Here is a 21,404-nt window from a genome sequence, read left to right on the forward strand (position 1 = left end):
GTCTCTTCACCGATTTCATTATACCGCGCAAACGCGTGGAAAATCGGACTTCCGGTAATTTGGTACGCTCGGACATATCGCCGGTACGCCCTGACATATCACCGACACGGCATGATGCATCACCATCAAGACATGACACAGCACCGACAAGAGATGACGTATCCTGCTTCATGAGTGACACATCGCCGGCAAGATATAAAACATCAAATGCCAAGAGTGGCGCATCACCGGCATCCCCTAAGAAAGACGCTCCACAACATCAAATGGCATTTCGCTCGCGTGGATGGCCTCCGCATTGCCGATCGTCACTTTCGATGCGTTCACCATCGCGCGAGAAAGGGGTTCACCCCAGGCACGAAGATCTTCCGCACACGTATGCAGCACTTCCTGCAGATAGCGATCCTCGCGTGTGATATCGCGATGGCGCAGAAAATCGAGCAGATCACGGCGTCCCTTTTGCTCATCGGTGAGCGGCCTGTCCATCTGGCCCACCGCACCGACAACAAAGCGATCGATGTCTTTCGGCGTCAGCGACAATGTCGAAACCGCTTTTCCGACGTCTTCAAATACGCGATACGTTGCATCCAATTGCGGATCGCGGAAGGAGGACATAATGACATTTCCGTCCGTGGTAAACAGGGCGGACTGTCCATATGCGCCGCCTTTCGCGCGAATTTCGTTGTACAACAGGGAATTGTTCAGAATATTCATCAGTACAAAGAGACTGCCGTGCAGACTTTCCGGCTTAATAAATGGTGCAGCGACCGCGTTATACTGCACGTCGGACGTTGCCGAATAAGCCTCGGCTGCGCGAGCGGGGACAAACGTCCAAACTTTCTCTATCGTATCGGTTGTGGGAATGGCGGAAACGACCTGCCGTGCGCGTTCGAGGAAAACCTCCCCCTCCTTGCCGTGTCCGGTGACATTGATTACTCGTCCCGGAGCGAAAAAAAGGCGATGTGCAACTTCCTCCAATTTCGTCCGATCCTCTTCGGAAAAGTGCTGATTCAGCCCTTCCAGGAAGCGGAAATACGTCAGACCGGAAACGGCTTGACGATAATATGCGGCCGCATTGTGTTTTGCCAACGCGCGCTCGGAAGCGTAGGTGTTTCCGGCATACACCATTTGCTGTACAAACGACGTGTAGCGAATGCGAATCAGCTCCTGCATACGCTCCTTGTCCGTCCATAACGTACGCAGCAACTGCTCTTCAAGGAGAGCAAACGCCCGGTCATTATTTTCTTTTCCCATGACCGGCATCTCCACGAGCAACGTGCGACAAATTTCTTCGCTGTCCTCCTTGGAAAAAATGGTCGGTGTCACGGTGATGCCGCCGGTAAAGCGATGCTCCGCCTTGTCGTACTCGCGATAAGAATAGTTTTCCGTGTCCAGTCCTCCAAGGAGATCGGCCGCTAAGGCCACATATGGCAACTCATCCTGTGTAAAGCCCGAAAGGTCAAAAGAGACGATGAGATAGTTGATGCCGGCTGTGGGCAGATCATGGAATAATAGTGTATCCTCCCCGTTTTTCGTTACGCGTCGCGGCGTCTTCTCCAGTGTTTGCGGCAAAACATCTCGCGTTAATACCGGAATGGTCGCTTTTTCTTCCTCGGTGTCCGAACGATTCTGACGATCGCGCAGGCGTTGATTTTCGGCAATGAGCGCGTCCAATTCGTCCGCGGACATCTTTTCTTTTTCCATTGCCAACGCCTTAGCCGCCTCGGCATCCTTTCTGGCATTTTTCCCCGGTTCCGGGCGATGCACGCTTAACACGCGATGCGGATTCTTCAACAGGCGCTCCTCAATATAGCGCTCAAGCGCGCCATGACGCAAGAGTTCGCGCAATTCATGAAGCTGATCTTCGTAATGCAGAACGGGGGCCGGGTCAAGACCGTAGATGCCCTCGTTAAGAAGCGCAAATAGAAAGGTTATGGCTTTTGTCGCCCGACCATTTTTCTCCCGCAGATCAAATTCCATACGATGCAAAACGCCTTCCCAGATTTCCGGATCAATCCCGTCCCGGACGATTTGTTCTAACGTCTCCAGCACAATCTGTTCAAAACGTTCTTTTTTCGACGCGTCGACGTGTTTTACCAGCAGCAGAAAACTGACGTCTCGGTAGCTCATCTCCGACGCGAGCACGTCCGCGGGCTGCAGTTCCGCAAAAAGGCGCTGTCTGAGCGGCGACGATTCGGCATCAATGAGCACATCGCTTAGCATCTGATTGAGATAGCGCACGCTGTCGGTTCGTGCTTCATCCACCAGCCAACTGAGCGCAAGAAAGTCCCTGTTCTCCGCCTCTTCTCCGTCCGCAACGGAAAACGTAAATTCCGCTTCTTTCGGTGCGGAAAAAGGCGTCTGCTTCGCCGGCAGCGTGTTCATCGTACGCCGCGTAAAAGCGGAAAAATAGGACGCAATCAGGCTAAACACATCTTTTTCAGGAATGGCGCCGTACAGAAAAACTTTGGCGTTCGAAGGATGATAGTATTCCTGATGATAGGCGCAAAATTCCTCATAGCGCAACGTCGGAATCTCGTAGGGATCCCCTCCTGCATTATCCGCGTAAGGGGTGTCCGGCAATAATGCCTGTTGAATCTGCTGAATCACCTGCTGTTCCGGCGCCGACATATCTCCGCGCATTTCGTTATACACAACACCTTTATACGTAATGGGCTCCTCGGCGGAAAAAATTTCCTTGTGCCAGCCTTCCTGTTCGAAAATGAGCGGATCCTGCACCGCTTGGGGATAGAATACCGCATCCAGATACATTTCCGTCAAATGCATAAAGTCCGTATCGTTTCGGCTCGCCACCGGATACACCGTGCGATCCGGAAAGGTCATGGCATTTAAAAACGTCTGAAGGCTGGATTTCAACAGATCCCAGAATGGCTCCTTCGTGCGAAATTTTCGGGAGCCGTTAAGAACGGCATGTTCCAAAATATGCATATTTCCCGTCGATCCGATGGGTAACGTCGGAAAAGCGATCGCAAACATTTTATTGGGATCATCATTTTTCAGCCAAAACACCTGTGCACCGGTTTTTTCATGCACATACTGTTGAAAGGTCGTTTGTTCCTCGGCGATGAGCTCCGAGCGCAGCAAGCGAAATTCATTCATAGGAACCTCCGGGGGTATTCATAGATTGTACGTAATCATGGTGTGTACGTAATCTTAGGTTGTACGTAATCGAAGTTTATACGGTTTCATTATACCCGGTGTCCCCCTGCCCGGAAATGGGTTATCATGAAGGACAAGCGAAATAGAAAGGAAAAACCATGTTGAAACTCATGTCTTGGAACGTAAACGGTCTGCGTGCCCAGGTGCGCAAAGGCTTTTTGGATAAACTGGAAGAGCTGAATCCGGACATCCTGTGTATGCAGGAAATCAAACTGTCGGAAGGACAATTGACTTTGGATCTTCCCGACTACGAGCAATATTACAATTATGCAGAACGAAAAGGCTACTCCGGCACGGCAATCTTCACCAAAACAGCGCCCCTCAGCGTGCAGTACGGCATCGGAATAGCCGAACATGACGACGAGGGACGTGTCATTACGATGGAGTTTCCGTCATTTTATTTGGTTACCGTCTATACGCCCAATTCCAAACGCGGTCTGGAGCGGCTGGATTACCGCCAGGTCTGGGAAGACGCCTTCCTCGCCTATTTGAAAAAGTTGGAAGAAACCCACCCCGTGGTGGTCTGCGGCGATTTAAACGTAGCGCACCGGGAGATCGACTTGGCTAATCCCTCTACAAACCGCAAAAACGCCGGCTTTACCGATGAAGAGCGAGCCAAATTCAATCAACTTCTGGATCACGGCTTTATCGACACCTTCCGTTATTTTTATCCCGACCGAACCGAAGCCTATACCTGGTGGTCCAATTTTGCGAAGTCACGTGAACGCAACATCGGTTGGCGCATTGACTACTTCCTGGTATCGCAGGCGCTCGAAAAGCGTCTGGTTTCGGCAGCCATTCATGATGACGTCATGGGCTCCGATCATTGTCCCGTCGAACTGGTGCTTTCGCTTCAATGAGCCTTTCCGGTGAGCTCCTCCACAACGGTTTCCGCGATACTGGCCGGACCGCCTAAAAGACGAATCAGGGAAAAATGGGAAAGACTTTCTCGCACCGTTGTATCCAACGCAAAAGCGCGGGTTAGAAAAATTGGAGCATTCCACTGCTGGGCAAGCGGAGCAGCGACCAGCGCGTCCGAAAACTTTTCGCCACTGACTAAAATTGCACGTTTTCCCTGTGGAAATTGCGTCGCCACCATCGACGAAAGACGATAGCGATCCGGCGCGGCGATGCGATCCACCGTCGTGTCATAGCGTTGCATAAAATACTGCTGCACATTGAGGGAAACGGATCCTGTTCCTCCGACGATATGAATCGGAGCGCCATTGTTTGCGCTATCTAACCGCTCCTCCACAACCGACGGCACTTCATTCGGTCGAATGAGGGCGATCTGTGCCCCCTTAACCTGGGCAAGCGGCGAGGCCATAAGCGCATCCGCAAAGACCAGGCCGTTTACGGCAATGGTTCCGCCGACGGGATTGGTCAGGGTTTTTGCGTTGACCGCAAAGCGATCCGGTCCGTCAAGGCGACGAAATGATGCCTGCGGAAGCACTCGACGCAACGTATTCTCCACCGTCTTGCTGACGGAACCGGTTCCGCCGAGAACGATGATGTTTTCCGGGGCAAGATCCAACAGGCATAGCCGCGTAGCGTCGGGAAGATCGTCCCGGCGCGTGTATAAAATCGGCATCTCTCCGCGTGAGAGATTCGTTGCGCTCATGGCATCTCCATAAGCCATATTATTGACAATCAACACCGTATCCGCCTTCGAAAAATAGGTGCGCGCAACCGTTGCGGCAACCTCCTCACGGTTCGCCCCCGAGAGGCGATCCACGGTGATTCTATTCTCTTCGTCCGGCGTTTGTTCTTGGCCGGACGACGTCTCTTCTACATCGACAATTGCTGATGCCGTTGTGTTTCCGATAGCAGCTTCCGCGTGTACACGTCCGCCGCCGGCGAAAAGAATACGGTTCCCGTCCACACGGGCTCCCTCCTTCGGCGTAATCGTCCAATGCAGGCCGGCCACAACCGGGACGTCGGCATAGCTGATCCCCGAGGAAGAAAAAATATCTTCCCGACGCACCTCAGCCGTTGCCGACCAGTCAGCCGCCATGTTGGCTGTTGCCTTCTTGGGCAAGGAAAGGGACAAGTTCGCCATTCGACCACTTTCTACTTCGACATAGGCCTTTTCCGGATACGCCGGAAGTGTGAATGGCTGTTGTTCTTTCTCTACGGAAAACACGAACACAGACTGATAGCACTCGGTGATTGGCGAATAGAACGCTGCTGCGCCGACACTCACGTATTCCGGATTGATCAGCGTAGCATAATGTCCTGTCGGTCCATTGGGCGTTTTCCCTTGTCGGCGCAACAAATAATCCGCCTTTTCTTCATAAAATTGCTCCACTGCGCGCGTGCTTCCGCCTTGTGAGCTCCAGGCCAGATTCTCCGCATTGTTGCGCATCCCGTTCGATGCCACCATAAACGGATGACGCGCCCCGTTCGGGCGGGAATGTCCCATCAGAATGGCGGCTTCCGGAGCGCGTAAACGAGCAATTTCTTCCATCCCTCCGGACCAGGTAAGAGGCACATAGGCATTCACCAATCCTTCTTTTTTTGCCTCCGCACGAATCTCATTCAATCTTACAAGCAAGGCATTCGGTTGAACGCCTTCGTATTCCCCGGAAACGACGATGATCGCATTGCCGGCCTGTGGCTCCGGGATGGTCGACTTCTCCGCCTTTACCGACGTAACTGTGCCCAGCAAAAAAGCACAAAACATGACCAGCAAAAGAAAGCCGCTTTTCCCTCTGTGTTGTCTCAACCGGTTCATTTTCTCCCCTTTCGTCGTCAAAGCATACTTCATATTATCGCGTACATCTCTTCCTCATTAACGATCAATCTTTTTCCAACATGCCTGTGCACGCCAAAGAAAGAAAAGGATCGCTAAGAGCAAAAACAAGAAAAGAACCACCGGTATGCCCATGGAATAGAGCGATTCTCCGAATCCGATGCCATGCTCATAACCGGCAGCGGATTCCAGCGTAAAATGAATCGGTACCGCGTTCATCGGACGAAACAATTGAAAGGATTCCACATCGATACACCATGGAAGAATTGAAGTAAGAAACGTGCCCGCTTCATCAAGGACGAAAAGCGTCGCAAGAAACGAAACGACGCGTAGAGGGAATTTCCCCCAGCGGAGAATAGCCCGCGAAGCAAGCATTTCCGTCCAGCCCAACACCCAAAACACGAGTGCAAGCACCAGCGTCCAGCGCAACACAAAGATCAAACCGCTCAAGGCACTCATGCCAATGAGGAAGAAAAAAGGAACATTCACCGGATGATGGCTTTCCGCCAACGAAGCGATGATCTCCATGCCGCCCGGAAAATCTTCTCCTGCTAAAGGGAAGAGAACCAGCAAAAAGCGCATCACGAGAAACGACAGACCAAAGGAAACCATGAAGTTCAGCCATTTCGCGACCATCACCTTCCATGGAGCCAGAGGCGTTAAAAAAGTCAACAAGCCGGAAGGCTGGGACAGTTCATGACTCACGTTCACGATAACGTAAACAACGGATGCCACAACAAAGGCCAACCCGATCAACAGCGGTAACAGAATCGGCAGCGTGAACAGAACCTCCGGATGCATCAACATCTGCCGCATAACAAGCCAATAGATTGTCCCACCAAGAATAAGCGTCAGGAAAAACGGTAGACTGCGTGCAAATTCAAAACGAAATCGCTTACCCATTTCATACCTCCCAGTCCAGATGGTCTTCCGAAAGAATGACCGCAGCAACCCACTGCAACGCAATGAAGACCACAAGTCCCAGCAAAACCGGAACAGACAATACGGTTTGCGCCGTTTCGGTCATGGTAACCGGCCACAAGAACAGATTGCCGGCGAAATTCCAGGCCTCTGCAGTAAATACGGAATGATGAATAACACCGTTCGGCAGATCAAGAACAAGCGGAAAACGAAAAAGCGCTTTCATCGCCAGCCGGTAAAACAACACCCATACGCCCAAGGTAACCAGAAAAGTGAGAAGTCTTCCTGCCGAATGCGGAACACGGCCGACCAGCCCATACTTTTGCGCTAAGCGGCGCAAAAAAAGTTGTAGGCACATCACCAGCGTGATGGAGAAAAATAACTGAACGAACACCGCCGGCAAGAAAACCAAGAGATGCAATCGCATATTTTCCGTCAACATCCGCACACTTTGCTGCACAGCGCCGGTGCGCAACAATTCATCCAGAAAAGAACAAACAATGGCACAAAGGAAGTAAAGAAGCGCGCTGAACAACACGCTCAGTAGGGCGGCCAGCAGAGGTTTGCGTTCCTGTTCCGGAAGCAGGTGACCAAAACGGTTGTCCATAACCAGCGGCACAGAGCGAAAGAGCTCAAGGACAAAAGCCACAATGAGTACAAAACGGGCAGCGGTGGTCGAAACCGTTGGAATAACCGCATACATTTCCCTAAGTTCACCTGTCTGCACAAGGGGAAGAAGTGCGGCCGACATTAAAATCACCGCAATGGCGCCAAGCATCATGCCCCAACGGGCCGGAGCGGTACGACGGCGTAGAAGAGAATAATAATACTTCATCGTATCCTCCTATCCGAATATCGAGCGATACACGTGATCCAGATCCGCCTGTTCTTCGTTGCGAATCTCTTCCGCAACGCCATAGCGCACTACCTTACCTTCGCGCAGGAAACAAACCTCATCAAATATACGCTCCAAGTCACGCACCTGATGCGTCGTAATCAGCATCGTCGCTTCATCGCCCAGCGCTTCAACCAAAATGTCAAGAATCTCATCGCGCACAACCGGATCCACTCCACCGAGAGGCTCGTCCAAAAGATAAAGACGCGCACGACGGCTCATCACCAACGCGACAGCTAAACGATCACGATAGCCTTTGGACATTTTGCCCACCTTTGTGCGCTCGGGCAAGTTGAGGCGCTGCGCCAATTCATCAAAGCGTTCCCGATCAAAATCCATAAAGAAGGTCTGAAAATACTTGCGGGCGCTTTCCACCGTCATTTCCCGCCCCAGGAAAAGCGTGTCCGGAAGATAGGACACCATTCCCTTTGTCTCCGTACCCGGAACAATGCCGTCAATTTCGACACGACCGGAACTGGGATGCGCCAGGCCTGCAAGAATGCGTAATAACGTTGTTTTTCCTGATCCGTTCGGACCCAGAAGACCAAGAACGTGCCCGTTAAGCAAAGCGAGGTTCACGTCCTCCAGCACTGGATTTCCGGCTATTTTTTTACACAAATGGGAAATAAACGCTACTGGACGACCGGCTTCGGTTTCGTTCGCATCACCTGTTTCATGCGTGCCTTCTACTTCCGGTACAGCGGTGATAAGAGCAGGTTCCTCCTGCTCATCCTTTTCACGTTCCTCAGCAACGGAGGACGGAACGGTTAGCGGCACATTGTCCACTTCTTCCTCTTCCGAAGGAGCTACCGGCGGTTCAGGAGGCTCCGGCATAATCCAGGGGCGGGTGCGGAACGATTCCTCGGGTTCTTCGACGACGGGTGTCTCCATGCCCGCTTCGGTAAATTCTTTCATGGGCACGTCCGTCCGCACTTCGCTCATGGTGTCCGCCGGGATGTCGATCGGGGCCGTGTCCTGTACGACATCCTGCTCCGACGATGCTATGCGCTCATTATCCGTTTGCACACCCTCCAGCATCTCAGCTATGGTCAACACGTGTTTCTTCTCGCTCATGCAACTCCTCCTCTCGTGGACAACATTCACGCATCGGACAGGTCCTGCAATGCGTTTGATTCCCGGTTCTCGCTGAAAAATCGCCCTGTTCAATGGCAGCAACGGTTTCTCGAATTTCCTGTAAAAACGGCTCGCGTTCCCCTATCGGAAAAGAAAATTCGTCGCGAGGATGCTCCGATTCCTCAGCTGCGGTATAGTACAGCATTTGACCTGCTGTTTCCTCTGTAGCAATTCCCTTTGTCCCTTCAGCCTGCATTGGAGAAAGCAGACAGCGATAAAAGCGCAGCTGATCACGATACACGTTCTCCTGTTCCGGTGCCGGACGAGCGGTCTTAAAGTCGACGATCCATTTTCCTTCCTCTAATACAAGATCCATCTTGCCTTCCAACACATGATGATCGAGAAGGGCATGTACTTCCTGCTCAACGCCCGTAATCTGCGTCGGCAAAAACGGTTCCGCACGATGAAGCGCCAAAACCTGCTCCTCGGCGCATTTTCCGTCGTCCGCATCCAACACCGCACCGGAACGTTCCATTCCGTTACGTACTAATTGTACCATGGAGAGCACGGCCTCATCCGTCGGCTTTTCTCCATGTTCCACCATAAAACGATAATATCGTGCTAAGGATTCATGTACCAACGTTCCGCGATCCGCCGCACGATTCGGCTTCGTAGGCATATGCATTTTGCGCAGGAAATAATACTGTCTCGGGCAACGACGATAGCAGGCAATGTCGCTGGTAAAGGCAAAGCGATGGCTTTCCGGCGCCGGATCGGACGGATAGAACACACAGGATTGCACCGTTTGCGCAGAAATCGCGGGATCATCTTTTCCATAGCGGATACCCGTTTCCACCAACAGCGATTTCGCACGCGTTCGTGCCGTATACATAAGGCGCGCGTGATCCATCTGCTCGGCAATGCCGGGAGAAAGCGGCTCGCCAAGCGACGGAGATCGCGTAAGACGGGCAATTCCGCTTCGCGAAGTAAACGCGGAACGCGGATCCGATTCCACCAGAAAGACAACCGAATATTCCAGTCCCTTGGATTGATGAATGGTAAATAGCGAAAGGGCATCCGAAACATCCGTTTCCTGTTCTTCCCGCAAAGCCGCCTGTCTCGTACGATTCAGCAGAGGAAGCCAGCGGCCGAACAGAATCGCGCTTTGGCGGACGATATTGTCCTGCGTCAGTCGACTCTCCGCCTCCGGATCTACGGCCAACATGGCCAACAAATCTGTCAATACATTGCGCACTGCGCCAAGGTGCGCTTCCGCGCCGTCTTCATTGCAAAGCGCTTTTTTTATCGTTGCTTTAAGCGGCGAAACGCCCAGAAGACCATAACAGAGATCAAGAAAAACGATCGTTTCGCCTTCCGCAAGGCGTTTCCGAAACGCCTGTGCATACTTTTCCTGTTCCGCAAAATCCCGCTTGGGAATGTTCATCGCATAGGCAACGAACGGATCCAGCATAGAACGCGTAAGAAGATGTTCGTCCATTGCCTGCTTCAAAAACGGACGAAATGCCAATGTGAGGCTGCCCAAAAAGCGGCGGACATCCCGATCTGCCATCAGTGTCCCACCGCGCGGCATGTTGACGGGAATACCGCGTTTATGCAATGTTTGCGCAAGCGTAATCATCATCGGAGAGCGTACCGAGAAAGAAAGAATCGCCATATCCTCATATGGCAGCCCCTTCGTATGCAAGAGCAAAAGCGAATCGGCTACCCGCTCAGCCCAAACGGACGCATCGGCACAAAATAACTGTTGTACCGCCGCATCATGACGACGCGTAGAATCCGCCGGAAACAGCGCTTTGTCCTCACGCAACTGTGCGGTAGGCGCAGCCGAAGACATCATTTGGACGTCACGTCGAAATGCACGCTCGGCTCTATCCAGAATCATGCCGTCACTACGGTAGTTTTCCTCCAAACGAATGACGGTCGTATCCGCATAACGATCGGCAAACGAAAGCAGATTGTGTACACTTGCTCCACGGAAGCGATACAGACTTTGATCGCTGTCGCCCACCACGCAGAGGTTTCCGCTCTTTTGTTGCAATAAACGAAGAATCTGCTCCTGAATTGGATTCGTATCCTGATACTCATCCACCATCAGATAGCGGCACTTTTCCTGTTCTGCCGATAGGATGTCCGGATTCTGTTTTAATAGTAAATACGCACTGAAGAGCATCTCACTGAAATCCATCACGTTGTGGCGCATCAAAAGCTGACGATACTGTTGAAGCGCCTCTTTTGCAGCGGTAGTCGCCGCATCCTGTGGACGAAAATCGACAAAGCCTTCGCGAAGCTGATCAAATAGCCGACACCATGCGTTTACCGCTCTCGGAGCTTCCGGTGATAAGGCAATTCCGAGCGTTTCAATGTGCGGAATAGCGCGAAACGAAGAAAGATGAGCGGCAACCAAGGCCTGTTTAGCCATATCGTTCAGCGGTTTTACTCCAGGACCGAATCCGGCACGATCGGCCGCCTTTTCCACAATAGCACCCGCAAGATGGTGGAAATTACCGACATGTACTTTTCCGGCGTCCTGCGCGCGCCCGGCATCCGCCAACAGGCGAGATAGACGTACAACCACTTCCTGCGTGGCTTTACGCGTGAAGGTCGTCACCGTAATCTCTTTGGGCAAAACGCCTTTTTCCCGAATGAGATATGCCGTGCGCTGAACAAGCGTGCGCGTTTTCCCCGTTCCGGGGCCGGCAAGGATGAGCACATGTCCCTCGGTCGTACGGATCGCTTGTTTCTGTTTTTCGTTGGCCCTGTCCATCATAACCGCCTTTCTTTTTCCATTCTATCAAAGGCTGCCGGACTGTCGGTTTTTTTTGGAACGGAACACAGAAAAAAGCCCCTGCGTATTGAGCGGCCGTCGTGCTTGTTCTGTGCCCGCTTTCTATGCTATGATGCGGAGGAAAAGGGAGGTCAATATGTTAGAGGAGAATAACAATTCAAATACACCAAGACGCTCGAGGACGGATAGGTCGGGCGAGCCGAGGACAGGTGCATCGACCGAGAACACTTCGCGCCCCATGCGTAGTACAAGACATCGTAATCCGCATTCCGCACCGGATTTGCCGGAGCGCCGAAAACGACGCCAGAAACGGCGGGAACGGCGAATGATTCTGGGGACAATACTTGTCCTCATTCTTCTCATTCTTGCGTTTTCGCTGTTATTCTCGCTGTGGAAACATCTATCGTCACCGGAAAGCACAACACCGACGGTATCTTCACTTTCTTCCGCGACGGAGGAAGTCTCCTCCTCTCCGAGTTCCTCCCTATCCGAGGATCAAAGCGATCGTTCCGCTTCCTCTTCGGAAGCAGCGGAAACAGGCGGAATCTTTTCCGGCATCGCTCAGCCCAATGCCAATACGACGGAAGTCAAACAGAATGCCGGCGGTACCGGAAAGAACCACAATCGCGCAGCTGGTGTCTATGCGTATAATACCGCCGATGTAAATGATGCGATGTACAACGGCAAAACGATATTTACCGAAAAATTAGCTTTCCTCACGTTTGATGACGGTGTGGATGCGGCGTCGACGCCGCTTCTGTTGGATACGCTGAAAGAGCTTGGCGTACCGGCGACCTTCTTTATGGTCGGACAATCGTTCACGGCGGAAAATAAACCGCTTTTGGAACGAACCCTTGCGGAAGGACATGCCTTGGCGTTCCATTCCTTCGATCATGACTACGATAAGCTTTATCCGGGCGGCGTCGGTAATGCTACCGAAATTCTCGCACAATACCACAAATCAAAAGACGCACTGCAGGCGCTTCTGGGTAAAGAAGTCGATCCCAAGCCCTGGCGTTATCCGGGCGGCCATATGTCCTGGGACGGTCTGGAAGAAGCCGATGCTGAGCTGAAAAAAGAAGGCGTCGAGTGGATGGACTGGAATTGCCTCAACGGCGACGCCGAAGGCTCTACATCGCCGGATTCCACAGAAGGGCAGGTAAGTCGCATCCTGGAGGCGTGGGAAGCCTACGGTAAACCGAACGTCATCACCATTCTGATGCATGATACCGCCGCGAAAACGCTCACGCGCAATTCCCTTCCTGCCATCGTTCATGCGCTACAGGAGCAGGGCTTCTCGTTCGGTGTACTGGAGTGAGGTTTACATGAACAAAACGAATTCTTTCTCTTCCCTCTTGTCGGCCAGAACGCTGGCCCGTCAAGGCATCATCGCCTCCGTCTACGTTATCTTTACGCTTTCGGGATTCGGTTTCAGTTATGGCCCGGTGCAATTCCGCTATGCGGAAGTGATGACATGGCTGGCCTTCTTTGATCCCAAAAACGTTATTGGACTCACTCTCGGCTGTCTGGTGGCGAATATGTGGAGCCCTTTCGGTGCCATCGACATGGTCATCGGCACACTGGGAACGCTTTTTTCAACGCTCTTAATGGCCAGAGTTTCCTCGAAATGGCTCGCCTCGCTCTTTCCCGCCGCCTTTTCTTTTCTCTACAGCGGTGAAGCCTGGTTTTTAGGGGAAATCACCGCTGATTTGTTTCCCCTGGTAACGGCGCAAATCATGCTCTCGCAATTTATTATCACAGCGGTGATCGGTTTGCCGCTTTGGACCTTTTTATGGCGAAACAAACTGGTTCGTGAAACCTTATCCGATCCGGTTTCGGGGCGTGACGACAAAAGCAGGTGCGGTAAAATAGTCGCGTAAACCGGAAATCATATGGTGTTGTCCGATGCGCACATAACAGCCGGCAAATTGTTCATCAAAGAGGAAACAGCCGAGCACGTGCCCGAAAGGCTTCACCACAAAAGGTCCGGCGGTTTCCGGTGTATCGGCTTCGTTCAACGCTTGAGCAAAGGAAACGATCTGCTCATCAGCCAAGCTCGGCGCATCATTCAATCCGTTTTGTAAAAACAAAAACGGCGTCGGATCATTGTCTACAAATTCCTGTGCAATATATTTCTCATATGGGAGCGCATCCACCAGCGACTCCCATTCTTTCTGTGTATAATCACGGCCGATGACGACCCCCTGTGAACCATAGGAATTGTAAGGCTTAAGAATATAGGCATCCTTATGTTGGATCACTTCCCTTTTGTCGTCGGACGCGGTTATTTCCCAGGTCATCGGAATACGTCGAGCAATGAATTCCCGTTCTTCCTCCGTCAGCAAGGACTTCGTCTCGTCTTTATGCAACATGGTAAAGGTGGTTTTGGCATGCATCACCTGGGAACGGAATGAGCCGAAAGAGAGAAACGCGCCGGCACGATATGCTTCTTCAAACGCCTGAGCTTCTTTCCGCACGGTGAGAAAGTCGGAAGTGACCAATCGGCGGTAGACGAGGTCAATCGCCAGCGGCTTCCCGTTTTCTTCCTTCGCCCACAATTTTCCCTCCGCAAAATGTAAATCGCGGACATCGACAACGACCGCACGGACACCGGCAGCGGCAAAACGGTCACGATAGACGTCAAACTCCATTCGTGTACCTTTTTCCAAAATATCGACAATGGCAACGCTCTCCGCTTCCCGCCCACGAATCTGCCGATAACGAGCAAGAAACGCCGAAACAAGAGAATCAAAAAGGGAAAAGGGCGATAGGTACCAATCCTCCTGCATATCCTGCATAATCCGACTTTGAACGAGCAGTTCACCCAGAACGCGATCTTCGTTCATCGCAGAGGCTCCGTCGGTATTCAGTTCGCAAAAACGATAGTCATTTCCCCCGCGATAAAAAATGTCGTAACGGCCGACCGGAACGGGAATATCATAGCCCGGATCCAATAAAATGAGTTCTTCCATTTCCGGATCAAAGTGAAATCCCTTGCGATAGTCCGGATTTTTTACGTACTCCGCCGTCACTTTTCGACCGATGGAGACCATCGTGCGTATCATTTCCTGAAACGTTTCCACATCCTCCTGCGTCAAAAACATCCCCTGATACGTCATCGGAACTTCCTGACCATGATACAGCCGACGCTTCTCCACGCTTCCATCGATCAATGACCGGGCATCTTCGGCATATCGGTCGGGATTTTTCATTACGCGACGAATATACTCTTGTGTAAATTCAGGATAAAACATGACGCACTTCCAACTTTCTTAACGTTTCCGTCCATCCTTCACGTTCCACCAGACGTTCGATTTCCAAACGCGGGGTGTCAAGGTTATTCCACATTTTCTCTAAGGGAACAAGAAATGCTGCTTCCTGCTCGCTTAATCCTTCTCGAGCCATGGCGCAAAGGGCCGTTCCCCAATGGGCAAAATAATCGCCGTGATAATATGCTTGAATTCCATTATCTCTACCGGCATTTTTCCCCCGTTCCACCCAATCCGCCTGCATGGGCGTGAAACGCTCTTCCAGGCGGCGCAAGGTATCCATGTTGTAGAGCAGTCCTTTAAAGAGAGCCATAGCGCCGAAAGCATAGGGCGCGGCAATCGAATCCATCATGCGAATCTCCATCACCTGTTTCGCCCGCACATCCGGAAAAACAATGGACATGCCGTGGCGAACAAAGCGATCGAGTTCCTCTTCGTCCTTTGCCTCATCAAGAAGTTCATGCAGCGGACGATTTCCGGTTGCGACGACCTTCCCGTCTTTCGGCAGAAAAATCGGCGGTGCGGAAAGCACCCAATCCGCATAGCGATCCACACCGAAATCCGCAGAAAACACATCCGCCGGAAAGCCGGTGCGTGCCGGATCCGTTCGCCGCCAGATCTCCTGACGGGCATTATACGTCGTGAGTCGTTTTCCCTCGTTATCCACAGCGGAATCGAAAAGCGTATAGAGAATCGGGGAGAGCGCGGTCAAGACACGATATTTGCTGCAAAAATCGCGGTCGCTTCCGACATCAACCGAAACTTGCAAGGCGGCACTTTTGCGCATCATCGTACGCGCCAAGTCCCCTGTATTACACAAATAGGCATCCATCATGTGATAGCGGGATTTCGGCAAAAGCGGAATGTCCTCAACAGCGTTGAACGGATCCAGGCCAATCGTCACCAGCATATAACCCAGCGGATCCAATATTTCATACAGATCATCCAACATGGCCTGGTATCGGCGTTGGATAATGGCCACCGACTCCGAGGGAGCGAGCGAAAATTCAAGCTGCGCGCCCGGTTCCAACGTGATGCTGCTGCCCAGTTTTTCGAGCGCGAGAAGATGACCTTCTTCCCAAGTGGTCGTCCAGTCCGTATGACGTTGAGCAAACGCCCGCAAAATGCCCTCGATGCCATTCTCGCCCGGATACAGGATGCGTTTTCCGCTTTGCCGGTCGAAAACGAAGTGCTCAATTTCCGGGCCTACTTGCCATCGAATTCGATCGGTATACCCGGCGCGAATCACGTTCGTGATCTGCCGTCTTTTTTCTTCTTCCGTCAACATTCTGTTCATGTCTCCGCCTTTCCCGGTTGATTTCATTTTCAGCGCATTTCAGACGGCGGCAACTTTATCGACGCATACCTCATCCCCGGTTTCCGCCTGTCTTTTTTGTCCGTGTAGGGTATAATCGAAAAAGCACCGATGAAAGGAACGATCATGTCCCATACGCTTACCATTCAATATTTATACAACAGCGGCTTCACCATCGATTATCAGGATACCTTCGTCGTCATTGATTATTGGAAGGGTGATCTGGTGTTGCCGACGAACAAAAGGATTTTGTTTATAGTTACCCATGCGCATGCAGATCACTACAATCCGGCTATTTTCTCTTTCCCCGGAAGTGAAGATGCACTCTATGTGCTTTCGGAAGATGTGGAGCGAATAGAAGAACAGGGAAATATTCTTCAACTGAGCAGCAGCCCGGCGCAAACCCGCGCACGAAAAATCGCCTATAATGCTGCACGCACGCGCCGTGTCGAACCCAATATGCAATTTGACTTCGGCGGAATGTCTTTTCAAACCTTTCCTTCCACCGATCAGGGCTTCTCGATCCTGTTCACATTACATCAAGTGAATTTTTTCCATGCCGGCGATTTGAACGCCTGGAAATGGCCTTCTTTTTCAGAGGCTGAGCAGAAGCGGGAGGTACGCGATTATCTGCGAGTTCTTCGGGAAGTGACGGTCCATCCTATCGATATCGGTTTCGGCGTAGTGGATCCGCGACTGGAAGAAAATGCCATGCTTGGCGGAGCCTATTTTCTCAAACATCTGCATCCGCAGATATTCATTCCCATGCATTTTCGCGACCATCCCGAAATCACCGAAGAATTTCATTCACGCTATCGCAGCGATACGGGCACGCTGATTCAGACGATTACCCATGCCGGTGAACGCTTCGTGATTCAGGCATAGAAAGGACCTTACATGCTCAACTATTTATTCATCGACTTTGACGGCGTCATCACCGATACCGAAAAGGAAGTCTATTGTCTTATGCGCGACTGGATCCTCGAGCATACCGGTCATGCCCTAACACTGGAGGAATATGCCATCGCTGCAGGCGCATGGCATGTGGAATTGGTCAACTATTTCAAACGGGAATATCACATCGATCTGGATGAAATGGGATTTACACTTTTTTGTCATACGCTCGAAGAGAGAGCACTCGGTCGTCTTCCCCTAATGCCCGGCGTTGCACGCTGGTTGGCGGACGCCGAGTCCCTCGGTATTCGTTGCGCCATCGTCTCCTCCAATCGAGCCGAAACGATTCATTCGCGCCTGGATTTCTTAGGCCTTCGTGACCGCTTCGCGTTCGTCCTCACGGCGGACGACGCCGTCGCCTTAAAGCCCGACCCGGATCTCTATCTTCAGGCCTTGCAACGAGCAAACGTAACGCCGCATGAAGCTCTGGTCATCGAGGATTCTATGAATGGCGTTCGTGCCGCTGCTGCCGCCGGTCTACGCGCCTTAGCGGTGCCTTGTAGCGTGACAAGTGGCTATGCCTTTGACGAAGCCTGGTGGAAGCTGGATTCACTGGAAGATGTCCCGCTATCCGCCGTGGCGGAGCGTTTTGCTCGGGAAGTGAAATAGCGACTTGTTCCGGAAATAAAAAAGAAGCGACGGAGCTGTCCGTCGCTTCTTTTTTCTGTTCGTGTTTACTTCGACAAACGCATGGTGTCCCGCGCGATCATCAGTTCCTCATTCGTCGGGATGACCCAGACCGCAATGGCCGAGTCCTCGGCGGAAATTTTCTTTTCCTTGGGCTTGCGTTGGCTATTTGTCTCTTTATCCAGCTTAACGCCCATAATCTCTAAACCTTTGCAGATGGCTGCGCGATCGTTTGCGCCGTTTTCACCGATACCTCCGGTAAAGGTAATCGCATCCACCCGTCCGAGGTCAGCCGCATAACCAGCCACTGTCTCCCGCACTCGCGCATGGAACATATCCAACGCCAGCTGTGCGCGTTCATTGCCTTCTGCTGAAGCGTTCTCCAGGTCACGGAAGTCGCTGGAAACGCCCGATACACCGGCCACACCGGATTGCTTGTTCATGATCGCATCCACTTCCTCCGCCGACTTGCCCAGGCGGGTCTGCATGAAGGTCACAATGGCGGGGTCGATGTCGCCGCAACGCGTTCCCATCGGTACGCCGGCAAGCGGCGTCTGCCCCATTGAGGTGATGTAGCTCTTGCCGTTTTTGACCGCCGTAACCGAAGAACCGTTGCCCAGATGGCAAGAGATGATATTGAGCTCATCTACGGGAATATTCAACAGTTCGGAAGCCCGAAGCGTCACAAAATAATGGCTGGTTCCATGAAATCCATAACGGCGAATCCCGTGATCGGTGTAGAGTTCATACGGAAGCGCATACATATAATTTTCCTTCGGCATGCTCTGATGAAATGCGGTATCAAACACCGCGACATTCGGCTTCCCGGGAAGCGCTTCCTGTGCCGCTTTAATGCCTTGCAAGTTCGCCGGATTATGCAAGGGGCTGAACGGAATTACCTGTTCAATAGCCGCAATCACATCATCATCCACCAGAGTGGACTCTGTAAATTTTTCCCCGCCATGCACCACGCGATGGCCTACCGCGTCAATTTCTTGCATATCCTTGATGACGCCATGTTTCGTATCCGTGAGGGCCTCAAAAACAAGATGGACCGCTTTGTTGTGGTCGGGAATGGCTGTCTCGTTGATCCATTCCTCTTCACCCACTTCCTGCACCAGACGGGAGCCTTCAATACCGATGCGCTCAACCAGTCCCTTCGCCATCACTTCTTCGTTATCCATGTTAAACAGCTGATATTTAAGCGATGAACTGCCGCAATTGATCACTAAAATTTTCATTCTCTTCTCCTCTGTTTTTCCGCCGCGACGAGTGCGCCGCAGCACGCCGTCTTTTTTCGCCGCAATGAGCATGCCGCAGGCGTGCCCTTACGGTTGCAACCGCTTCGCCGCGAAATGTTACTTCCAAAGCGGGGACGGATATACGCCGCGATCCACTAACGCTTTAAAGCCGGCCATCGCCGGTTCTTTATCCTCATGATAGGTCACGCCCATCCACGTATCATTCGTCGTTAAGACCTCAACGGACAATTTTCCCTCGGATAGTCCCGTCCCAACAGCAGTCGGCAACAGGGCTTCGGATTTCAACAGATTCTTCGGAACATCTTCACGGAAGAAACGCTCCAGGTCATTTTGCAAAAACGGGAGGAAAGCCGGATGGAATCCCCAGAAGTTCATGGAAACGACATTCTCACCATCAAGGTGTTGCTCGTTCCCGTTCTCATCGACAAAGCGCGCGCCGTCGCCTTCCTTGAAGAGTTTCGTGCGTTCAACAATTTGCACCAGCTTATCGTTTTCAACTTCACAGACGCCGCGCGAAACCGAGCCGTGCTCGGTGAGTGTATTCTTGATCTTAAATCCCACCATGGCATGGTGATTCTCTTTGATCTTATCGGAAGTCATAAACGCATAAATTTTCCGGAATGCTTCTTTTCCATAATAGTCATCCGCATTGATCACGGCAAACGGCGCGTCAATGACGTCTTTTGCTGCACAAATGGCATGCGTCGTTCCCCACGGCTTTACCCTTCCTTCAGGAATAGTGAAGCCGTCCGGCACATCCTCAAGATCCTGATACACAATATTGATTTCCAGATTTTTCGGCAAATGATTGGTCAGAACTTCATCAAATGCCTCGCGGTTTTCTTCTTTGATGACAAAAATAAAGCGCTCAAAGCCCGCCTCAACGGCATCAAAAATCGAATAATCAATGATGATTTCGCCCGTCGGGCCCAGCGGATCAATCTGCTTCAGACCACCGTAGCGTGAGCCCATGCCGGCAGCAAGCACCAACAGTATCGGTTTGTTTTTCATGTCCCCCCCTTTTACGCTCTATTTTCCTTTGGTTGTTTTTCACTTTTTATGATAGCACAAAATGGCAATTTATCGCAGACGAAACCCGGGAAGCTATGGTAGAATTAAGCAATGAGCCAGAAAGGAAATAGACATGAAGCTGACGCCGGAACAGAAAAAAATCGTCATTATCGGAATGCAGATTGCCGCTTTTGCTATCGCTATTGCGTTCCTGTTTTTCAATTTGCCCGTGCTTTGGAATATGTTTTTAACCTTTCTTGGCATGATTCAGCCTTTCCTCATCGGTCTGTCCATTGCCTTTATCGTGAACATTCCTATGCGGCGCATTGAATCGCTCATCGGCCGTCTTCCTCTCGGACCGATGATCACGCGTGTGCTTTCCATGCTCATTGCATATGCCATTATTTTTGCATTTGTCTTTCTCACCTTCGCCGTCATCATTCCGAACGTCATTACATCGATGCAACTTTTTATTCACGCCATCCCGGATGTGTTGCGTGCTGCGCGCTCCTTCGTTCAGCATGCCGATTGGCTCGGTTCGCTGAAAGAGAGCATCAATGACGCCATCAATCAGGTGATCAACAATGTAAATAATCTTACGCTTCAAGAGTTCATCAACACGTATTTTAAGGGTGTGGATCTGCAGGCGTTGATTTCACAGTTTGCACAGAATATCCTTACGCAACTCGGATCCGTGCTGAATATTACCATGTCGGCTCTGATCTCTTTCATTTTTTCCATCTATGCCCTACTCAGCAAGGAAAAGTTAAGTCGCGCCGCGAAGCGCATCATCTATACCTTCCTCAGTGAACGTCACGCCGATACCGTTATGTACGTCTCCTATACGGCATTCGACAGTTTTTATAATTTCTTTACGGGGCAGTTCCTTGAGGCCATCCTGCTGGGCACGATGAACTATGTGGGCATGAACCTTCTGGGCATGGAATATTCGCTGATGGTCTCGCTTATGGTGATGATGGGCGCACTGATTCCGCTCGTTGGCGCCTTCTTGTCCGGCCTTCTCGGCGCCTTCACGTTGCTGACCATTTCGCCCCTGCACGCGGCGACCTATCTCGTCTTTCTCATTTGTTTGCAACAGCTTGAGGGCAACATCATCTATCCGCGTGTCGTTGGCCAGCAAACCGGCCTTCCGGGCATCCTTGTGCTTCTCGCTGTTCTCGTGGGTGCAGCCAGTTTCGGCTTTGTCGGTATGTTCCTCTTTGTCCCATTGGTCTCTACCGTGCATACGCTTTTAATGGACTACACCGATCGACGCATTGCGGAAAAACGGTTGAATCTGGAGCGAAAGTAAAATAAAACAAAGCACCCGGCGAGAATACG

General features: G+C 51.6%; 16 protein-coding genes. 6 read left to right on the plus strand and 10 right to left on the minus strand.

All coding sequences use genetic code 11. The features are described 5' to 3' along the window. Positions 1 to 237: 237 nt before the first annotated feature. The gene (locus tag BN3910_RS04675) at positions 238 to 3,117 is read right to left on the minus strand and encodes an insulinase family protein (RefSeq protein WP_066924838.1); all 2,880 of its coding nucleotides are present in this window, start codon (positions 3,115 to 3,117) and stop codon (positions 238 to 240) included. Positions 3,118 to 3,278: 161 nt separating this feature from the next. Here BN3910_RS04675 and BN3910_RS04680 point away from each other — a divergent pair, with 161 nt between their 5' ends. Continuing rightward, positions 3,279 to 4,037 (plus strand): exodeoxyribonuclease III, encoded by a 759-nt coding sequence (locus BN3910_RS04680; RefSeq protein ID WP_197457242.1) that lies wholly within the window; start codon positions 3,279 to 3,281, stop codon positions 4,035 to 4,037. Here BN3910_RS04680 and BN3910_RS04685 read toward each other — a convergent pair. Genes BN3910_RS04685 through BN3910_RS04705 form a run of 5 tightly spaced genes read right to left on the minus strand, consistent with a single transcriptional unit; the run spans position 4,031 to position 11,604 of the window. Continuing rightward, positions 4,031 to 5,911, minus strand: a complete 1,881-nt coding sequence (locus tag BN3910_RS04685; RefSeq protein WP_066924842.1) for a cell wall-binding repeat-containing protein — start codon at positions 5,909 to 5,911, stop codon at positions 4,031 to 4,033. The genes BN3910_RS04680 and BN3910_RS04685 overlap by 7 nt on opposite strands. 57 nt (positions 5,912 to 5,968) lie before the next feature. Next, positions 5,969 to 6,832, minus strand: a complete 864-nt coding sequence (locus tag BN3910_RS04690) for a hypothetical protein (RefSeq protein ID WP_066924844.1) — start codon at positions 6,830 to 6,832, stop codon at positions 5,969 to 5,971. A gap of 1 nt (position 6,833) precedes the next feature. After that, positions 6,834 to 7,685 (minus strand): hypothetical protein, encoded by an 852-nt coding sequence (locus BN3910_RS04695; protein ID WP_066924846.1) that lies wholly within the window; start codon positions 7,683 to 7,685, stop codon positions 6,834 to 6,836. A 9-nt stretch (positions 7,686 to 7,694) separates the two neighbouring features. After that, complete coding sequence (locus tag BN3910_RS07685; RefSeq protein WP_066924848.1) at positions 7,695 to 8,819, minus strand: ABC transporter ATP-binding protein; 1,125 nt, start codon at positions 8,817 to 8,819, stop codon at positions 7,695 to 7,697. Further along, positions 8,785 to 11,604 carry an ATP-dependent helicase gene (locus tag BN3910_RS04705; protein WP_187367689.1) on the minus strand — a complete coding sequence of 940 codons (2,820 nt, stop codon included), beginning with the start codon at positions 11,602 to 11,604 and terminating at the stop codon, positions 8,785 to 8,787. Before BN3910_RS04705 ends, BN3910_RS07685 begins: the two co-directional genes overlap by 35 nt. A gap of 259 nt (positions 11,605 to 11,863) precedes the next feature. Here BN3910_RS04705 and BN3910_RS04710 point away from each other — a divergent pair, with 259 nt between their 5' ends. Beyond that, entirely contained in the window at positions 11,864 to 12,943 is a 1,080-nt protein-coding gene (locus BN3910_RS04710) for a polysaccharide deacetylase family protein (protein ID WP_187367690.1), read from the plus strand. A 7-nt stretch (positions 12,944 to 12,950) separates the two neighbouring features. Then, positions 12,951 to 13,505, plus strand: coding sequence for a QueT transporter family protein (locus BN3910_RS04715; protein ID WP_066924853.1), 555 nt, complete (start codon positions 12,951 to 12,953; stop codon positions 13,503 to 13,505). On the opposite strand, the gene BN3910_RS04720 is transcribed toward BN3910_RS04715, so the two are convergent. Together BN3910_RS04720 and BN3910_RS04725 are read right to left on the minus strand one after the other, a co-directional pair. After that, a complete protein-coding gene (locus BN3910_RS04720; RefSeq protein ID WP_066924855.1) occupies positions 13,446 to 14,879 on the minus strand; it encodes a circularly permuted type 2 ATP-grasp protein in 1,434 nt (477 codons plus the stop codon). The two genes, BN3910_RS04715 and BN3910_RS04720, sit on opposite strands and share 60 nt — an antisense overlap. Next, positions 14,866 to 16,191, minus strand: coding sequence for a glutamate--cysteine ligase (locus tag BN3910_RS04725; protein ID WP_066924857.1), 1,326 nt, complete (start codon positions 16,189 to 16,191; stop codon positions 14,866 to 14,868). The genes BN3910_RS04720 and BN3910_RS04725 overlap by 14 nt, the downstream gene beginning before the upstream one ends. Before the next feature lie 129 nt (positions 16,192 to 16,320). Here BN3910_RS04725 and BN3910_RS04730 point away from each other — a divergent pair, with 129 nt between their 5' ends. Together BN3910_RS04730 and BN3910_RS04735 are read left to right on the plus strand one after the other, a co-directional pair. Continuing rightward, positions 16,321 to 17,094, plus strand: coding sequence for an MBL fold metallo-hydrolase (locus tag BN3910_RS04730; protein ID WP_148417326.1), 774 nt, complete (start codon positions 16,321 to 16,323; stop codon positions 17,092 to 17,094). A 12-nt stretch (positions 17,095 to 17,106) separates the two neighbouring features. After that, complete coding sequence (locus BN3910_RS04735; protein ID WP_066924860.1) at positions 17,107 to 17,772, plus strand: HAD family hydrolase; 666 nt, start codon at positions 17,107 to 17,109, stop codon at positions 17,770 to 17,772. A gap of 65 nt (positions 17,773 to 17,837) precedes the next feature. On the opposite strand, the gene BN3910_RS04740 is transcribed toward BN3910_RS04735, so the two are convergent. Together BN3910_RS04740 and BN3910_RS04745 are read right to left on the minus strand one after the other, a co-directional pair. Next, positions 17,838 to 19,031, minus strand: a complete 1,194-nt coding sequence (locus BN3910_RS04740; RefSeq protein WP_066926201.1) for an acetate kinase — start codon at positions 19,029 to 19,031, stop codon at positions 17,838 to 17,840. 117 nt (positions 19,032 to 19,148) lie between these two features. Next, positions 19,149 to 20,063, minus strand: a complete 915-nt coding sequence (locus BN3910_RS04745) for a nucleotidyltransferase family protein (RefSeq protein WP_066924862.1) — start codon at positions 20,061 to 20,063, stop codon at positions 19,149 to 19,151. Positions 20,064 to 20,196: 133 nt separating this feature from the next. On the opposite strand from BN3910_RS04745, the gene BN3910_RS04750 reads away from it, so the two are divergent. Further along, the gene (locus BN3910_RS04750; protein WP_066924864.1) at positions 20,197 to 21,375 is read left to right on the plus strand and encodes an AI-2E family transporter; all 1,179 of its coding nucleotides are present in this window, start codon (positions 20,197 to 20,199) and stop codon (positions 21,373 to 21,375) included. Positions 21,376 to 21,404: the final 29 nt, after the last annotated feature.

The sequence above is a fragment of the Murdochiella massiliensis genome (assembly GCF_900059565.1).
GTDB lineage: Bacteria > Bacillota > Clostridia > Tissierellales > Peptoniphilaceae > Murdochiella > Murdochiella massiliensis.